General features: G+C 61.2%; 15 protein-coding genes and 1 pseudogene. 3 read left to right on the top strand and 13 right to left on the bottom strand.

Translation table 11 applies throughout. The features are described 5' to 3' along the window. Position 1: 1 nt before the first annotated feature. The 4 genes from hisI to ubiE are packed head-to-tail and all read right to left on the bottom strand — an operon-like array spanning position 2 to position 3,430. Entirely contained in the window at positions 2–394 is a 393-nt protein-coding gene (hisI, locus tag BFQ00_RS23245) for a phosphoribosyl-AMP cyclohydrolase (protein ID WP_065893709.1), read from the bottom strand. A 41-nt stretch (positions 395–435) separates the two neighbouring features. Beyond that, positions 436–2,040, bottom strand: a complete 1,605-nt coding sequence (gene ubiB, locus BFQ00_RS23240; protein WP_065934882.1) for a ubiquinone biosynthesis regulatory protein kinase UbiB — start codon at positions 2,038–2,040, stop codon at positions 436–438. After that, positions 2,037–2,660 (bottom strand): ubiquinone biosynthesis accessory factor UbiJ, encoded by a 624-nt coding sequence (locus BFQ00_RS23235; protein ID WP_065934881.1) that lies wholly within the window; start codon positions 2,658–2,660, stop codon positions 2,037–2,039. The genes ubiB and BFQ00_RS23235 overlap by 4 nt, the downstream gene beginning before the upstream one ends. Continuing rightward, positions 2,660–3,430 (bottom strand): bifunctional demethylmenaquinone methyltransferase/2-methoxy-6-polyprenyl-1,4-benzoquinol methylase UbiE, encoded by a 771-nt coding sequence (ubiE, locus tag BFQ00_RS23230; protein ID WP_003171186.1) that lies wholly within the window; start codon positions 3,428–3,430, stop codon positions 2,660–2,662. Before ubiE ends, BFQ00_RS23235 begins: the two co-directional genes overlap by 1 nt. A gap of 144 nt (positions 3,431–3,574) precedes the next feature. On the opposite strand from ubiE, the gene BFQ00_RS23225 reads away from it, so the two are divergent. From BFQ00_RS23225 to BFQ00_RS23215, 3 genes are all read left to right on the top strand, one after another. Further along, positions 3,575–3,850, top strand: coding sequence for a polyhydroxyalkanoic acid system family protein (locus BFQ00_RS23225; RefSeq protein WP_065885716.1), 276 nt, complete (start codon positions 3,575–3,577; stop codon positions 3,848–3,850). Between the two features lie 104 nt (positions 3,851–3,954). After that, on the top strand, positions 3,955–4,377 hold the full coding sequence (locus tag BFQ00_RS23220) for a phasin family protein (protein ID WP_065934880.1): 423 nt from the start codon (positions 3,955–3,957) through the stop codon (positions 4,375–4,377). 12 nt (positions 4,378–4,389) lie between these two features. After that, positions 4,390–5,262 carry a phasin family protein gene (locus tag BFQ00_RS23215; protein WP_065934879.1) on the top strand — a complete coding sequence of 291 codons (873 nt, stop codon included), beginning with the start codon at positions 4,390–4,392 and terminating at the stop codon, positions 5,260–5,262. 81 nt (positions 5,263–5,343) lie between these two features. On the opposite strand, the gene BFQ00_RS23210 is transcribed toward BFQ00_RS23215, so the two are convergent. From BFQ00_RS23210 to argS, 9 genes and pseudogenes are all read right to left on the bottom strand, one after another. Then, positions 5,344–5,964: a TetR/AcrR family transcriptional regulator gene (locus BFQ00_RS23210; RefSeq protein WP_065934878.1), complete on the bottom strand. Its 621-nt coding sequence runs from the start codon at positions 5,962–5,964 to the stop codon at positions 5,344–5,346. Positions 5,965–5,990: 26 nt separating this feature from the next. Then, a pseudogene (gene phaC, locus BFQ00_RS23205) lies at positions 5,991–7,671 on the bottom strand (class II poly(R)-hydroxyalkanoic acid synthase). Between the two features lie 89 nt (positions 7,672–7,760). Next, positions 7,761–8,606, bottom strand: a complete 846-nt coding sequence (gene phaZ, locus BFQ00_RS23200; RefSeq protein WP_065934877.1) for a poly(3-hydroxyalkanoate) depolymerase — start codon at positions 8,604–8,606, stop codon at positions 7,761–7,763. A 147-nt stretch (positions 8,607–8,753) separates the two neighbouring features. Further along, positions 8,754–10,433, bottom strand: coding sequence for a class II poly(R)-hydroxyalkanoic acid synthase (gene phaC, locus BFQ00_RS23195; protein WP_065885710.1), 1,680 nt, complete (start codon positions 10,431–10,433; stop codon positions 8,754–8,756). A 247-nt stretch (positions 10,434–10,680) separates the two neighbouring features. After that, the gene (locus tag BFQ00_RS23190; RefSeq protein WP_065897896.1) at positions 10,681–11,058 is read right to left on the bottom strand and encodes a gamma-butyrobetaine hydroxylase-like domain-containing protein; all 378 of its coding nucleotides are present in this window, start codon (positions 11,056–11,058) and stop codon (positions 10,681–10,683) included. A gap of 148 nt (positions 11,059–11,206) precedes the next feature. Next, positions 11,207–12,544 carry an ATP-dependent protease ATPase subunit HslU gene (gene hslU, locus BFQ00_RS23185; RefSeq protein ID WP_065885708.1) on the bottom strand — a complete coding sequence of 446 codons (1,338 nt, stop codon included), beginning with the start codon at positions 12,542–12,544 and terminating at the stop codon, positions 11,207–11,209. 37 nt (positions 12,545–12,581) lie between these two features. Next, entirely contained in the window at positions 12,582–13,112 is a 531-nt protein-coding gene (gene hslV, locus BFQ00_RS23180) for an ATP-dependent protease subunit HslV (RefSeq protein WP_065885707.1), read from the bottom strand. A 257-nt stretch (positions 13,113–13,369) separates the two neighbouring features. Then, on the bottom strand, positions 13,370–14,071 hold the full coding sequence (locus BFQ00_RS23175) for an SPOR domain-containing protein (RefSeq protein WP_065885706.1): 702 nt from the start codon (positions 14,069–14,071) through the stop codon (positions 13,370–13,372). A 1-nt stretch (position 14,072) separates the two neighbouring features. After that, positions 14,073–15,809: an arginine--tRNA ligase gene (gene argS / locus BFQ00_RS23170; protein ID WP_065934876.1), complete on the bottom strand. Its 1,737-nt coding sequence runs from the start codon at positions 15,807–15,809 to the stop codon at positions 14,073–14,075. Positions 15,810–15,881 lie beyond the last annotated feature (72 nt).

Raw genomic sequence — 15,881 nt, 5'->3', positions numbered from 1 at the left:
GTCAGTGTCCTGCCGAATAAATGGCGTGCGGGTCTTTGAGCACCGGTTCCACCACCTTCCATTCGCCGTTCTCGAACACGCGATAGAAGCAACTGTGACGGCCGGTGTGGCAGGCGATGCCGCCGATCTGTTCGACCTTGAGGATCACCACGTCGGCATCGCAGTCCAGGCGCAGCTCGTGCAGGGTTTGCACATGCCCGGACTCTTCGCCCTTGCGCCACAGTTTGCCACGCGAACGTGACCAGTAGATGGCGCGCTGCTCGGCGGCGGTCAGGCTCAGGGCCTCGCGGTTCATCCAGGCCATCATCAGCACGCGCCCGGTCTTGTAGTCCTGGGCAATGGCCGGCACCAGGCCGTCACTGTCCCACTTGATCTCGTCCAGCCAGTCTTTCATGTTCGGCTCCGGCAATTTGCGACAGTGTATAACCGGATGGGTTATCGACGCACGATCAGATAAACGCCCACGGCGACCATGATCGCGGCCGGCCAGTAGCTCAGTTGATTCAACGGTCCGCCAATCGCCAGCATGACCCCGCCCACCAGATGCGCGGCGCCGAGCAGGCGCAGGAACCAGTCGTCCTTGCGCTTGCGCCATGGCGGCTCAGGGTCCCTGGCGTGAGGCTGGGACATACGCTCAAGCAGGTCGCGGGTCATGTTGGCCAGGTGCGGCAGCTGTTCCATCTGGCTGTGCAGGTTGCCCAGCATGGTCTTCGGGCTCATCCGCTCACGCATCCAACGTTCCAGGAACGGCTGCGCGGTGTTCCACAGATCGAGGTCCGGGTACAGCTGGCGGCCCAGGCCTTCGATGTTGAGCAGGGTTTTCTGCAGCAGCACCAACTGCGGCTGCACTTCCATATTGAAGCGCCGCGCGGTCTGGAACAGGCGCATCAGCACCTGACCGAAGGAAATATCCTTTAACGGTTTTTCAAAGATCGGTTCGCACACGGTGCGGATCGCCGCTTCGAATTCATTCAGCTTGGTTTCCGCCGGCACCCAGCCCGAATCAATGTGCAACTGCGCCACGCGGCGATAGTCACGCTTGAAAAAAGCGAACAGGTTACGCGCCAGGTAGTCCTGGTCTTCCGGCGTGAGGCTGCCGACGATGCCGCAGTCGATCGCAATGTACTGCGGGCTCCACGGGTTGACGGTGCTGACGAAGATGTTGCCCGGGTGCATGTCGGCGTGGAAGAAACTGTCGCGGAACACCTGGGTGAAGAAAATTTCCACGCCGCGCTCGGCGAGCATTTTCATGTCGGTGCGCTGGTCGGCCAGGGTCGCGAGGTCGGTGACTTGCACGCCGTAGATGCGCTCCATCACCAGCACTTTGGGGCGGCACCAGTCCCAATACACTTGCGGCACGTACAGCAGCTGCGAGCCTTCGAAATTGCGGCGCAGCTGGCTGGCGTTGGCCGCTTCGCGCAGCAGGTCGAGTTCGTCGTAGATGGTTTTTTCGTAGTCGGCCACCACATCCACCGGATGCAGCAGGCGCGCATCGGCGGAGAACCGCTCGGCGGCGCGGGCCAGAATGAACAGCCATGCCAGGTCCTGGCCGATGATCGGCTTGAGGCCCGGGCGAATCACCTTCACCACCACTTCTTCACCGCTCTTGAGCTGCGCGGCATGCACCTGCGCAACCGAGGCCGAAGCCAGCGGCTCGACATCGAAGCGGCTGAACACCTCGCTGATCTTCCTGCCCAGTTGCTCTTCGATCAGCTTCATCGACAACTGCGAATCGAACGGCGGCACGCGGTCCTGCAGCAGCATCAGCTCATCGGCGATGTCTTCGGGCAGCAAGTCGCGGCGGGTCGACAAAATCTGCCCGAACTTGATGAAGATCGGCCCCAGGTCCTGCAACGCCAGGCGCACGCGAGCACCTCGGCTCAGTTCCAGTTTTCTGCGCGGCAACCAGCGCCACGGCAGCGCATAGCGCACCGCGAGCAGGAACCATGGCAGGGGCAGGGCAAACAGCAGGTCATCGAGGCGGTAGCGGATTACGACGCGCTGGATACGAAACAAACGGCGGACGGCGAGCAGCTTCATGCGTTATCGCTTGGATCAAGGGAACGGCTCAGGCGCTCGAAGCGGGCCTCGAGACGTTCCAGGTCGATTTTGGCCTTGTCGAGCTCACGAAAGCGCGCTTGCGCTTCCCGTTGCCCGACCAGGGTGCGCGATTCTTCGCTCAGGTATTCGGCGAGGTTCTGGTTGATGCTGGCGAACCCTTGCTGGTACCAGCGCGAACGGCTGCGCAGGTGCCCGCCGAGTAACTGGGTGGCGACGGGGCCGAGCCAGCGCGAGAGTTCGTATTCCCAGTCCAGCTCCAGGTCCTGCAGCACGGCGGCCAGGTCCATCAGCACCGCGCTGTCGCCTTCCAGCGCCACTTCGGGGCTGTGCAGGATAGCGGTCTTGTTGCGGCTCAGGGCCAGGTGCACCAGGCTGGCGGCGGGCGCACGCAGGGTGCAGTCGGCCTCGGCGGCCCATTGCGACGCGAGCAGCAGGCCCTCATCGCTGGGCAGGATGAACAGCTGCAGGGCAGGGCTGCGGCAATCGACGGCGATGACTTTGCCGGTCAGGTGCGCAAGCCGCGCCAGGGCGGTGCTGTCCAGGCGCAAAACACGGTTGAGGCCGTGTTCTGTGCTTGCGAGAAGGCCTGCGAGCAGCATCAGGGCTTGATGCCGCGGTGCAGGGCGACGATGCCCGAGGTCATGTTGTGGTAGGTCACGCGGTCGAAACCGGCCTCCACCATCATCGACTTCAGGGTTTCCTGGTCGGGGTGCATGCGGATCGATTCGGCCAGGTAGCGGTAGCTCTCGGCATCATTGGTGATCAGCTTGCCCATCAACGGCATGAAGGCGAACGAATAGGTGTCGTACACCTTGGACATCAGCGCGTTGGTCGGCTTGGAGAATTCCAGCACCAGCAGGCGGCCACCCGGCTTGAGCACGCGCAGCATCGAGCGGATCGCGTCTTCCTTGTGGGTGACGTTGCGCAGGCCGAAGGCGATGGTCACGCAATCGAAGTGGTTGTCGGGGAACGGCAGTTTTTCCGCATCGGCCTGGACGAATTCGATATTGCCGGCCACGCCCTTGTCGAGCAGGCGGTCGCGACCGACCTTGAGCATCGAGCCGTTGATATCGGCCAGTACCACCTGGCCGGTAGGCCCTACCAGCTTGGAAAACTTGGCGGCCAAATCGCCCGTGCCGCCGGCGATGTCGAGCACGCGATTGCCGGTGCGTACGCCCGACAATTCGATGGTGAAACGCTTCCACAGGCGGTGCATGCCACCGGAGAGCACGTCGTTCATCAAGTCGTACTTGGCGGCTACGGAGTGGAACACCTCAGCGACTTTTTCCGCTTTCTGGCTTTCCGGGACGTTCTTGAAGCCGAAGTGAGTGGTGGGTTCGGCATCGCTGCCTTTGCGCTGATCAGTCATATCGCTGTCACCAAAAGAGAATGCGGGACATGATAATCCCCGGGGCCTGCTTTGTCTTGGCAAGGCTGAAGGTAAGATAGGTGCTTATCGAGACCTTTTGCCGCATGGAAGGTTTCCAAGCCCTCATAGAAAGGAGCCATTGCAATGGCGCGTATAACCGTTGAGCGTGAGCATTCCCTGGGTAAAGCCGCCGCACGGGCGAAGGCCGACACGCTGGCGCAGAAACTCAAGGATAAATACGGCGTGGAGTCGTCGTGGTCCGGCGATACCCTGAACCTCAAGCGGTCGGGCGTTAAAGGCACCGTTCAGGTCTTTGATGATGCATTGCGCATCGATGTGGAACTGGGCCTGTTGATGTCGGCCATGAGCGGTACCCTAAAGTCCGAAATCGAAAAAGCCCTGGATAAGGCGCTGGCCTGATTCGACGCTCTTAGGGTGCCGATTCTAATTTTTCACCCTACGTTGTGCCCAAGCCCCCAACTCCGGCGGGCGGTTCCTCCACCCGGTTCTATGTGAGGTGCACCATGGCCAACGTTATTTTGCAGAAAAAAATCGACAGTCAGACCACTGCCCTGAGTGAGGTCAAACGCTATGCCCGCAGGATCTGGCTGGCGGGTCTTGGTGCCTACGCCAAGGTCGGCAACGAGGGCGGCGAATACTTCAATGAGCTGGTTAAGAGCGGTCAACATATTGAAAGTGAAAGCAAAAAAGTTGCCATTGAACAACTTGATGCCGCTATCAGTCAGATTGATCAAGTAAAGAGTAACGTCTCGAGTGTCGGCCGCCGGGTTGAAGTTCAACTGGATAAAGTTGAAAAAGCATTTGACTCGCGTGTTGCAAGTGCCTTGAATCGAATCGGCATTGCGTCTAAACATGACGTTGAGACACTCTCTGCTAAGCTCGAAGAGCTGACGGCATTGCTCGAACGTGTCGCGCGTAAACACTAAGGAGACATCGGGATGGCTGTTAAAAAAACTACTCAGAAAGAAAGCAGCTCGTGGGTCGGGGAAGTTGAAAAATATTCCCGAAAGATCTGGCTTGCTGGTTTAGGCGTGTATTCGAAGGTGAGCAGTGACGGCGGCAAATACTTCGAGACGCTGGTCAAGGACGGTGAGAAAGCCGAGAAGTTGACCAAGAGCACTGTGGGTAAAAAAGTCGATGCGGCCAAGGCGAGCGCAGGTTCGGCCAAGTCGAGCATTTCCGACACGTGGAACAAGTTGGAAGAAACCTTCGACAAACGCCTCAACAGTGCCATTTCGCGACTGGGCGTGCCGAGCAAGGCTGAGCTGAAAACGCTGCACAGCAAGGTCGACACCCTGACTAGGCAAATCGAAAAACTCACAGGCGCCAAAGTGGCGCCAGCCAAGACGGCTGCGGCCAAGCCTGCGGCAAAACCGGCCGCCAAACCTGCGGCTAAAACCGCAGCGGCAAAACCCGCCGCGAAAACGGCCGCCAAGCCTGTGGTTAAAGCGGCCGCCAAACCGGCTGCAAAACCTGCGGCCAAGGCGCCCGCCAAAGCTGCTGCAAAACCTGCCGCCAAGCCAGCGGCGAAGACTGCAGCCGCCAAGCCAGCCGCAAAAGCTGTAGCGGCCAAGCCTGCGGTCAAGGCCGTTGCCAAACCTGCAGCTGCAAAAGCTGCCGCCAAACCTGCTGCCGCCAAGCCAGCGGCAAAGCCCACCGCCGCGAAGAAGCCAGCGGTAGCGAAAAAGCCAGCGGCAGCTAAACCTGCGGCGGCGGCGACAACCGCTTCCACTGCCAACTCAGTGTCCGCTCCGACCCCCGCTGCTGCGACTGCGACGTCGACAACCTCGACGCCATCCAGTCAGTCCTGATTCTTCCCAGGACAACAAAAAATGCCCGACCTGCAAAGGTCGGGCATTTTTTATAACGCCGCGATCACGATCAGGGGGGCTTCAATCCACGTCATCCAGATATTTGAGTGCAAAGCTCTCGGTCGCCAGCCGTGCCGGCATCAGCAGATGCGGCGCCACCAGCATCATGACCTGGTACACCACCACCCGCACCTCACCCTTGCGATCCAGGATTCGCTGGTAATCCAGGGAAAACAGCAGGGTCAGGGTGATCTGCTCCACCAACTGTCCCAGCGCCTGGGTGTCACTGACCAGTTGCCCTGCGGTTTTCAACCGCGCCAACAATGAAGCCAGGGTGCGCTTGAGCGCCGTGAGCAGGTTGCGAATGCCCTTGGCCAGCTTCGGCAGGCGCCCGGCCAGGTTCGACAGGTCCTGGAACAGGAACCGGTAGTGGGCCATGCGCTCGACAATCAGGTGCAGGAACAGCCAGTAATCCTCGGCCCGCAGCTGCGCATCGGCAGGAGGGTCGAGCAGCGGCGCCAACTCGCCTTGAAAACGTTCGAACAGCCCCAGCACCAATGGCTCCTTGCCATGGAAGTGGTAGTAGAGGTTGCCGGGGCTGATCCCCATTTCATTGGCCACCTCCATGGTCGACACATTCGGCTCGCCCTTGTGGTTGAACAACTGCAGGGCACATTCAAGGATACGGTCGCGGGTCTTCATCCAGCCTCTTAGTCTGATCGTTGAGCTCAGCGCACGCGCACGTAGGTGCCTGGCGCCGCTTCCATCGGTGGGTAGTTCTGGTTGCCCAGGGCGGTGAGGGTTTCGCGTTGCACGCCCGAACGTTGCTGGACCCACTCCAGCCATTGCGGCCACCAGCTGCCTTCGACGTGGCTGGCGTCGTAGTACCAGGCACGCGGGTCGCTGCTCAGCCTGGGGTTCTCGACGTAGTTGGCCTTCGGGTTGCCGGGCGGGTTGAGGATGCTCTGGATATGCCCGCTGTTGGACAGGACGAAGCGCCGCTCGCCGCCCAGCAGTTGGGTGGATCGGTACACCGCGTCCCACGGCGTGATGTGGTCGTTGATGCCGGCCACGCTGAAGCTGTCGACCGTGACCTTCTGCAAGTCGATGGGGGTGCCGCACACCTCAAGGCCTCCCGGATGCCTCAGCGGGTTGTGCTTGAAGAAATCCAACAGGTCGCCGTGCAGCCCGGCGGGCAGGCGCGTGTTGTCGTTGTTCCAGTACAGGATGTCGAAGGCGGGCGGTTCCTTGCCCAGCAGGTAGTTGTTGACCCAGTAGTTCCAGATCAGGTCATTGGGGCGCATCCAGGCGAACACCTTGGCCATGTCGCGACCGTCCAGCACACCTTGTTGGTAGGAGCGGCGCTTGGCGGCTTCAAGGGTCTGTTCATCGGCGAACAACATGGCCGGGCCGTCGATCTGGCTGTCGAGCAAGCTCACCAGGTAACTGGCGCTGGCGATGCGCCGCAACTGGCGCTTGGCTTGCAGATGGCCTTGCAGTGCGGCGATGGTCAGGCCGCCGGCGCAGGCGCCCATCAGGTTGACCGCGCGTGCGCCGGTAATTGCCCGGCAGGCGTTGAGGGCTTCCTCCAGCGCCGCAACGTAGGTGGACAGGCCCCATTCGCGATGCCGCACATCCGGGTTGCGCCAGCTGACCATAAAGGTCTGCAGCCCGTTTTTCAGCGCGTATTGCACAAAGCTGTTGGCCGGGCTGAGGTCGAATATGTAGTACTTGTTGATTTGCGGCGGCACCACCAGCAGGGGCTTGGCGTATTGTTTTTCGCTCATGGGCTTGTATTGGATCAACTCCAGCAGCTCATTGCGAAACACCACCGAGCCCGGCGTGGTGGCAACGGTCTTGCCCACTTCGAAAGCGTGCTTGCTGACCTGACGCGGCAGGCCGTTGTTGTGCAGCAGGTCTTCGAACAAATGGCTGACGCCGCGCACCACGCTGTTGCCGCCTGAGTTGAGCAACTCCTTGATGGCCAGCGGGTTGAGCAGCGTGTTGGAGGGCGATACGGCGTCGTTGAGCAGGGCGAACGCGAACTGTGCGCGTGCACGGTCGTCCGCGCTGAGGGTGCTGTCGTCGATCCAGTTGCGCGTGTGTTTTTGCCAGCTCAAGTACGCTTGCAGGCTGCGCCGGTACAGCGGGTTGAGCGTCCAGGTGGGGTCTTTGAAGCGGCCGTCGTTGGGGTTGGGCTCATGCACCGTGTCCCCCAGCAACACGCGGCCCAGTTGGCCGCTCAGGGCCAGAGCGTGGCGCGGTGTGCAGCGGGTTGCGCAGGCCGTGGGCCGCCACGGTGCGCAGGGTCGACAGCAGGTCGCGACCGCGCAGGCCGGTGATCGCGTTTTGCGCGTTGATGAACGCGGCGGGGGTGGGCGCCGGGTTCGTCACGGGTCTGTCTCGCATGAGCCAACACTCCTTCGTCAAGCCATCAAGGGGCACGCCAATTCAGAACCATAGTCGGTTCCTGGCAAGTTGCGCGGCGGTGTGGTCCTTCACACCGCCGGTCGCGGATGTATCACGGCACGCAGGCGCTCCTCCTCGAGAAACTTCATGATGATCGGTGCCACGGCTTCCGCCCGGGTGATCAGGAATAAATGGCCATCATCGATGATATGCAGCTGCGCATTGGGGATGCGCCAGGCGAGCATGCGCATGTTGATCAGCGGAATCAGCGGGTCGTCGTCCCCGGCCAGGACCAGGGTCGGCTGGCGTATCTTGTGCAGCCAGTGAATGCTGGTCCAGCCCAGCCCCGCGAACAGCTGCCAGTAATAACCCAGCTTGCCGGCCGAGCGCACTTTGCTGGCATGTTCGGCGGCCAGTTTGGCGTCGCGGCGGAACGAGCCGCCGTAAATCATCGGCGCAATGCGCACCACGTGGGACGGCTGGATATAGCGCCGGGGGCTGGCCATCAGCCACAGCACCTTGGGCTTGCCGGGCACCATAAAGGCGCCGGCAGCCGTGGCCGCCAGAATCAGCTTCTTGCAGCGTTCGGGGTAGTCATGGGCGAACTGCTGCGCCAGTGCACCGCCCCAGGACACCCCCACCGCATTCACCTGGCCGTAATCCAGGTAATCGAGCATGCGCGCCGTCAGCTTGGCCAGGCCGGGGAAGCGATAGGGTCGGTTGGGCGTGGAGGAGCCACCCACCCCTGGCACATCGAAGGCGATCACTTCCAGGTCCGGGTCCAGGGCCTGGACGAACGGAAACACCAGCTCCAGGTTGGCGCCGATGCCGTTGAAGATCAGCAGCGGCGTCAAGTGCGGCTTGCCCGGTCGTACCGCCGTGCGGATGGCCTGGCCATCCAGGTCGATGGTGCGGAAGATGAACGGTTGCGGCATGCTCAAGCCCTGTGAAGTACTACAGCCGGAGTGAGATCAACATGTGGGAGGGGGCTTGCCCCCGATGGCGGTTTACCAGGAGATACATCCTTGGCTGATCCACTGCTATCGGGGGCAAGCCCCCTCCCACATTGACCGCATTTCAATTTAGCGTTCGTGTACATAGGTGCCTGGTGCAGCTTCCGCCGCAGCGTAGGTTTTATTGCCTAATGTCGTCGGCGCCTTCTTCAACTTCCCCGCTCGCTCCGCCTGCCATGCCTGCCAGTGCAGCCACCACGAATCGGTATGCTTGGTCGCGTTTTCCTGCCATTGCAGTGCCGTGCCCGCCAGGCCGTCGCTGGTCTGGTAGCGCGACTTGGGGTTGCCCGGCGGGTTGAGGATGCTCTGGATATGCCCGCTGCTGGACAGCACGAACTCCACCTTGCCGCCAAACAACTGCGCCGACTTGTAGCAGGACTGCCAGGGCGTGATGTGGTCGTTGGTGCCGGCCAGCGAATAGATATCGGCCGTGACCTGCTTGAGATCGATGGGCGTGCCGCACACTTCCAGCGCATTGGCGCGTACCAGCGGGTTGTTCTTGAACAGCTCGATCAGGTCGCCATGGAAGGCGGCCGGCAGGCGTGTGGTGTCGTTGTTCCAGAACAGGATGTCGAACACCGGCGGCTCGTTGCCCAGCAGGTAATTGTTGACCCAGTAATTCCAGATCAGGTCGTTGGGCCGCATCCACGCAAACACCTTGGCCATGTCACGGCCTTCCAGTACGCCGGCCTGATAGGAATGGCGCTTCGCCGCTTCGAGCGTCTGCTCATCGACGAACAGCGCCACCTGGGTGTCCAGCGTGGTGTCCAGCACACTCACCAGCAGGGTCAGGGCGTTGACTTTTTTCTCCCCCAGCGCCGCGTAGTGGCCCAGCAGCGCGGTGCAGGTGATGCCGCCGGAGCAGGCGCCCAGCATGTTCACGTCCTTGCTGCCGGTAATCGCCGTGATCACATCGACGGCTTCCTTGAGCGCTTCGATATAGGTCGACAGGCCCCACTCGCGCTGGGCCTTCGTCGGGTTGCGCCAGCTGACGATAAAGGTCTGCTGCCCATTGCGCAGGCAGAAGCGCGCCAGGCTCTTGTCCGGGCTCAGGTCGAATACATAGAATTTATTGATCTGCGGCGGCACCACCAGCAGCGGTCGCTCGTGTACCTGCTCGGTGATGGGCTTGTACTGGATCAGCTCCAGCACATCATTGCGAAAGACCACGGCGCCTTCGGTGGTGCCCAGGCTCTTGCCCACTTCAAAGGCGCCCATGTTGACCTGGCTTGGCATGCCGCCGTTGTGCACCATGTCCTTGGCCAGGTGGGACAGGCCGTCGAGCAGGCTTTTGCCGCCGGTTTCAAAAAAGCGTTTGACGGCCGCCGGGTTGGCCGCGCTGTTGGTGGGGGCCATGGCTTCAGTCATCAGGTTGATCACGAAGTGGCCGCGACTGATGTCCTGTTCCGATAGATTGCTGTCACCGATCCAGTCGTGCAGCTCCTTGCGCCACGCCAGGTAAGTCTGCAGGTAGCGCTTGTAGAGCGGGTTCTGGCTCCAGGCCGGGTCATGGAAGCGACGGTCATCGCTCTCCGGCACCAGCGCCGATTTGCCGAACATGACGTTCTTGAGCTCCACCCCGAAATGGGCGACGTGTTTGACGCTGTGTAACGGTTGCTTGATGGCTTGGGTGAGCACCATCTTCGCCGAGGCCAATAAGTCCTTTTTGCGTAACGCGATGATCGGGTTCAACCCCAGGGTGTTTTCCGAGGCCTGGCGTTTCAAGTCATCGTTATTCTTGTTACTCATCTACGACGCTCCATTGTCCGAAAGACGAGTACCGGCGATTTCCGCGCACCCATTTCGATACACGACACCAGCCTGGTACTGCGCTCGGGTGACCGTTGATACCACATCGTCAAATGCAGGGAACTTGCCAGTTCCATTGGTTACCCGAGTTTAATTTTTTTCGCAAGCGGGCCAATCGTTGACCACGAGACAGGGCATTCAAGCAGATGAAATTAGAAAATGCCCTCTAAAGAGCAAGAGGCCTGGACTAGAGCATCAGCCGCACGACCGACTGACTCGGGTCGCGGGTTTTTCCGGCCGCTTTGAGCTCGGCCAGGTAATCGGCCCACAGCGCGTCCTGACGCACGGCCAGTTGATAAAGGTAGTCCCAGGTGAACAATCCGCTGTCATGGCCGTCGTCGAAGGTCAATTTCAGTGCGTACTGGCCGGCCGGTTCCAGCTTGATCAATTTAACGTTGAGCTTGCCGAATTGCAGGATGGGTTTGCCGTGGCCCTGGACCTCGGCGGAAGGCGAGTGCACGCGCAGGAATTCGGCGGGCAGTTGGTAGGTTTCATTAGGGCCGTAGGTGAGGCCCAGGGTGTTGGAGGTTTTATGCAGGTTTACAGCAGTAGGAAATTTCGACATTGGAGATAACCCTGAAGGAACCGGCCTAACAATGTGGGAGGGGGCTTGCCCCCGATAGCCGTGTGTCAGTCAGCATACATCTGTCTGACAGACCGCTATCGGGGGCAAGCCCCCTCCCACATTGAAGCGAAGCAATTCTGTGTGAGGCTTACAGAATATAGCGCGACAAGTCTTCGTTCTCTGCCAATTCGCCCAGGTGACTGTTGACGTAGTCCGCGTCGATCTTGATCGCTTCGCCATTCTGCGCACCGGCCATGTCGCCGGCACTGAAGGACACCTCTTCGAGCAGGCGCTCAAGCAAGGTGTGCAGGCGACGCGCACCGATGTTCTCGGTCTTCTCGTTGACCTGCCAGGCAATCTCCGCCAGGCGCTTGATCCCGTCCGGCTGGAATTCGATGCCCAGGCCTTCGGTTTTCAGCAACTCACGGTACTGCTCGGTCAGTGAAGCATGCGGCTCGCTGAGAATGCGCTCGAAGTCGCCCGGGGTCAGCGCCTTGAGTTCCACGCGGATCGGCAGACGGCCTTGCAGCTCCGGCACCAGGTCGCTTGGCTTGCTCAGGTGGAAAGCACCGGAGGCGATAAACAGGATGTGGTCGGTCTTGACCATGCCCAGCTTGGTGTTGACCGTGCAGCCTTCGATCAGTGGCAGCAGGTCGCGCTGTACGCCCTCGCGGGACACATCGACGCCGCCGGAGTTGCCGCGCTTGGCCACTTTGTCGATCTCATCGATAAACACGATGCCATGCTGCTCGACCGCTTCCAGGGCCTTGGCCTTGAGTTCTTCCTCATTGACCAGGCGTCCGGCTTCTTCGTCGCGCACCAGCTTCAGGGCCTCTTTCACCTTGAGCTTGCGGCTTTTCTTCTTGCCCTTGCCCATGTTGGCGAACAGGTTCTGCAACTGGCTGGTCATTTCTTCCATGCCCGGGGGCGCGGAAATATCGACGCCCGACACTTCGGCCACTTCGATCTCGATTTCCTTGTCGTCCAACTGGCCTTCACGCAGGCGCTTGCGGAACAGCTGGCGGGTGTTGGAATCCGATGACGGCGCGGCGTCTTCGTTGAAGCCCATGCGAGCCGGTGGCAACAGCGCGTCGAGGATGCGCTCTTCGGCAGCATCTTCGGCGCGATGGCTGACCTTGGTCACTTCCTGCTCGCGCAGCATCTTCAGGGCGGCGTCGGCCAGGTCACGAATGATCGACTCGACATCGCGGCCCACATAGCCGACTTCGGTGAATTTGGTGGCCTCGACCTTGATGAACGGGGCATTGGCCAATTTGGCCAGGCGCCGGGCGATTTCGGTTTTACCGACGCCGGTCGGGCCGATCATCAGGATGTTCTTGGGCGTTACTTCAACGCGCAGTTCTTCGGGCAGTTGCATCCGGCGCCAGCGGTTACGCAGCGCAATGGCAACGGCGCGCTTGGCATCGTCCTGGCCGATGATATGGCGATTGAGTTCATGGACGATTTCGCGGGGAGTCATGGACATAGTGTTTGGCGGCCTCAAGCGGGAATAAGCCTACGGCTTACTCGGCGAGGTCCTGCTCCTCAATGGTGTGGTTGTGGTTGGTGAACACGCAGATATCGCCGGCGATACCCAGGGCGGTCTCGACGATTTCACGGGCCGACAGGTCGGTCTTCTTCAACAGCGCGCTGGCCGCAGCCTGTGCATAGCCGCCACCGGAACCCATGGCGATCAGGCCGTGTTCAGGTTCAACCACATCGCCGTTGCCGGTGATGATCAGGGACGCGTCTTTGTTGGCGACCGCCAGCATGGCTTCGAGGCGGCTGAGGGAACGGTCGGTGCGCCATTCCTTGGCGAGTTCGACGGCGGCGCGCACCAGATGGCCCTGGTGCTTTTCGAGCTGGCCTTCGAAACGCTCGAACAGGGTGAAGGCATCGGCGGTAGCGCCGGCGAAACCGGCGAGCACCTGGCCGTGGTACAGGCGACGCACTTTCTTGGCGTTGCCTTTCATCACGGTATTGCCCAGGGAAACCTGGCCGTCGCCGCCCATGACGACTTTGCCGTGGCGACGTACTGAAACGATGGTGGTCAAGGGGAGAGTCTCCACGCAGCGGGGCGAAAATGCCCTGATGGAACTCATATGGGGGTGGCGAGGGGGATTTCAACCGTAGGACGGCAGTGCGGACGAGTGGTGTTTATTGATCCGACACCTGTTCAGGAACACTGCAAAACCAAATGTGGGAGGGGGCTTGCCCCCGATTGCGGTGTATCAGTCGCTGAATATATTGACTGGTTTACCGCCATCGGGGGCAAGCCCCCTCCCACATTAGTCCTGCTATGTCTTCGAGATCAGCGGCTCTGGCGTTGTTGTAACAGCAGGTTGCTAAACCCGGCGCCCGCCAATTGTTTCTGCGCCACGGTCAGCTGCTCGCGGTTGCTGAACGGGCCTACCAGCACGCGATACCAGGTCGCTTCCTTCACGGTGCCGGATTCCACCGTCACCGACTGGCCCAGCAGAATGATCTGCGCGCGTACACGGTCTGCGTCCGCCTGTTTGGGGAACGAGCCCGCCTGCAGGAAGAACTTGGTCACCGGCGCGGCCTTGGTCTCTGCCACAGGCGGTGCCGGAGGCGGAGTGATGCCGGCCAATGCCGCCTGGGCGCGTGCTGTATCGATCTTCGCCGCTTCCGCTGGGGTTACCGGCGTGGTCGGCACTTGCGGCGTCGGCAGGGTTTTCTCCGGCACGGCGTCGGGCGGCACGATCACTTCCGATTCCGGCAGCAGCGTGTAGAAATCGTACTTGGGCTTCACCGGAACCGTCGGGCTCGGCGCAGTCTTGTTGGCCTCGGCGATTTTCGTGGCTTTCTGCTGCTCCTGTTTGACGCGCTTGACGTCATCACCCTGGCCGGGCTCCAGCTTCATCAGAAAGACAACGAATGCGCCGACCGTGAGGCCGATCGCCATCCACAGCCATCCCGGAATCGGCTGCTTGGCCGGGGCCTGGTAGCGGCTGGCGCCGCGCTTGGGTGCAGGTTTTTTCTTGGCTGCCAACTTACATGCGCTCCAGAGTTTCCAGGCCCAACAGCTCCAGGCCTTGCTTTAGGGTCCGTCCAGCCAGTGCGGCAAGGCGCAGGCGACTTTGCTTCTGGGCTTCATCGTCGGCGCTGAGGATCGGGCAGTTCTCGTAGAAGCTGGAAAACAGGCCGGCCACTTCGTACAGGTAGGTGCAGAGGATATGCGGCGTGCCTTTCTCGCCGACGCTGTTGAGCACTTCGCCGAACTGCGCGAGCTTGGCGGCCAGTTCCTGTTCATGAGGTGCGTCCAGCACGATTTGGCCTTCGACTTCGCTGAAGTCCTTGCCCAGTTTGCGGAACACACCGGCCACACGGGTGTAGGCGTACAGCAGGTACGGGGCGGTGTTGCCTTCGAAGTTGAGCATCAAGTCGAAGTTGAAGCTGTAGTCGCTGGTGCGGTGCTTGGACAGGTCGGCGTATTTCACCGCGCCAATGCCGACCACGCGGGCGATATTGCGCAGGTCGGCCTCGGCCAGTTCCGGATTCTTTTCCTTGACCAGGCTGTAGGCGCGCTCCTGGGCTTCGGTCAGCAGGTCGATCAGCTTCACGGTGCCGCCATCGCGGGTCTTGAACGGGCGGCCATCGGCGCCGTTCATGGTGCCGAAACCCATGTGTTCCATATGCATCGGGTGGGTGACGAAACCGGCGCGGCGCGCCACTTCGAACACTTGCTGGAAGTGCAGGGCCTGGCGCTGGTCGACGAAATACAGCGCGCGATCGGCCTTGAGCACGCCGCTGCGGTAGCGCACGGCGGCCAGGTCGGTGGTGGCATAGAGATAACCGCCATCGGCCTTGACGATGATCACCGGCAGCGGCTCGCCATCGGCGGTCTTGAATTCCTCAAGGAACACGCACTGCGCACCGTTGCTCTCGACCAGCAGGCCTGCGGCCTTGAGGTCGTTGACCACATTGATCAGGTCGTCGTTGTAGGCGCTTTCGCCCATCACGTCGGCCATGGTCAATTTGACGTTGAGCAGTTCGTAGATTTCCTGGCAGTGGGACAGGGAGATATCGCGGAAACGCCCCCACAGCGCCAGGCACTCCTGGTCCCCGGCTTGCAGCTTGACCACCAGGCTGCGCGCACGGTCGGCAAATTCTTCGGATTCGTCGAAGCGCTTCTTGGCGGCGCGGTAGAAGTTTTCCAGGTCGGCCAGCTCGTTGCTGGTGATCGGGTTTTCCTGCAGGTAGGCCATCAGCATGCCGAACTGGGTGCCCCAGTCGCCCACGTGGTTCTGACGGATGACGGTGTCACCGAGAAACTCCAGGACCCGCGCCACGCCGTCGCCGATGATGGTCGAGCGCAGGTGACCGACGTGCATCTCCTTGGCCAGGTTAGGTGCCGACAGGTCGATGACCACGCGCTGGCTGTCACCGGCCTTGCGTGCACCGATGTGGGCGTCGGCCAGGGCGGCGTCCAGGCGTGCGGCCAGGGCCTGGGTGTTCTGGAAGAAGTTGATAAAGCCCGGGCCGGCGATTTCGGCCTTGGTGACACTGGCGTCGGCCGGTAGCGCGGCGATGATTTTTTCCGCCAGGTCGCGAGGCTTCATGCCCGCAGGCTTGGACAGCATCATCGCGATGTTGCTGGCGAAGTCGCCGTGGGTCTTGTCGCGGGTGTTCTCCACCTGGATCGCCGGCGACAGGCCTTCAGGCAACACACCTTCGTTGACGAGTTGGGTGAGGGCTTGTTGGATCAGCTGGCGAATGGTGTCTTTCATGGTGTTCTCTTTCGACCGCAAGCGGCGGCGCGCGATGCGCAGGTGGAAAAACTGGGCATTATCCGTGGCGAG

The sequence above is a fragment of the Pseudomonas sp. 28 E 9 genome, from assembly GCF_900004785.1.
GTDB classification, from domain to species: domain Bacteria; phylum Pseudomonadota; class Gammaproteobacteria; order Pseudomonadales; family Pseudomonadaceae; genus Aquipseudomonas; species Aquipseudomonas orientalis_A.
The sequence above is the reverse complement of the archived record's forward strand: the minus strand, read 5'-3'. Positions and strand labels throughout refer to the sequence as shown.

Coding starts and splice junctions, on each gene's coding strand:
- BFQ00_RS23235 (WP_065934881.1), bottom strand. CDS start 2,660: ATGCTGCTCGCAGGCCTTCTCGCAAGCACAGAACACGGCCTCAACCGT.
- BFQ00_RS23215 (WP_065934879.1), top strand. CDS start 4,390: ATGGCTGTTAAAAAAACTACTCAGAAAGAAAGCAGCTCGTGGGTCGGG.
- hslU (WP_065885708.1), bottom strand. CDS start 12,544: ATGTCCATGACTCCCCGCGAAATCGTCCATGAACTCAATCGCCATATC.
- BFQ00_RS23210 (WP_065934878.1), bottom strand. CDS start 5,964: ATGAAGACCCGCGACCGTATCCTTGAATGTGCCCTGCAGTTGTTCAAC.
- phaC (WP_065885710.1), bottom strand. CDS start 10,433: ATGAGTAACAAGAATAACGATGACTTGAAACGCCAGGCCTCGGAAAAC.
- ubiE (WP_003171186.1), bottom strand. CDS start 3,430: ATGACTGATCAGCGCAAAGGCAGCGATGCCGAACCCACCACTCACTTC.
- ubiB (WP_065934882.1), bottom strand. CDS start 2,040: ATGAAGCTGCTCGCCGTCCGCCGTTTGTTTCGTATCCAGCGCGTCGTA.
- hisI (WP_065893709.1), bottom strand. CDS start 394: ATGAAAGACTGGCTGGACGAGATCAAGTGGGACAGTGACGGCCTGGTG.
- BFQ00_RS23190 (WP_065897896.1), bottom strand. CDS start 11,058: ATGTCGAAATTTCCTACTGCTGTAAACCTGCATAAAACCTCCAACACC.
- argS (WP_065934876.1), bottom strand. CDS start 15,809: ATGAAAGACACCATTCGCCAGCTGATCCAACAAGCCCTCACCCAACTC.
- phaZ (WP_065934877.1), bottom strand. CDS start 8,606: ATGCCGCAACCGTTCATCTTCCGCACCATCGACCTGGATGGCCAGGCC.
- BFQ00_RS23220 (WP_065934880.1), top strand. CDS start 3,955: ATGGCCAACGTTATTTTGCAGAAAAAAATCGACAGTCAGACCACTGCC.
- BFQ00_RS23225 (WP_065885716.1), top strand. CDS start 3,575: ATGGCGCGTATAACCGTTGAGCGTGAGCATTCCCTGGGTAAAGCCGCC.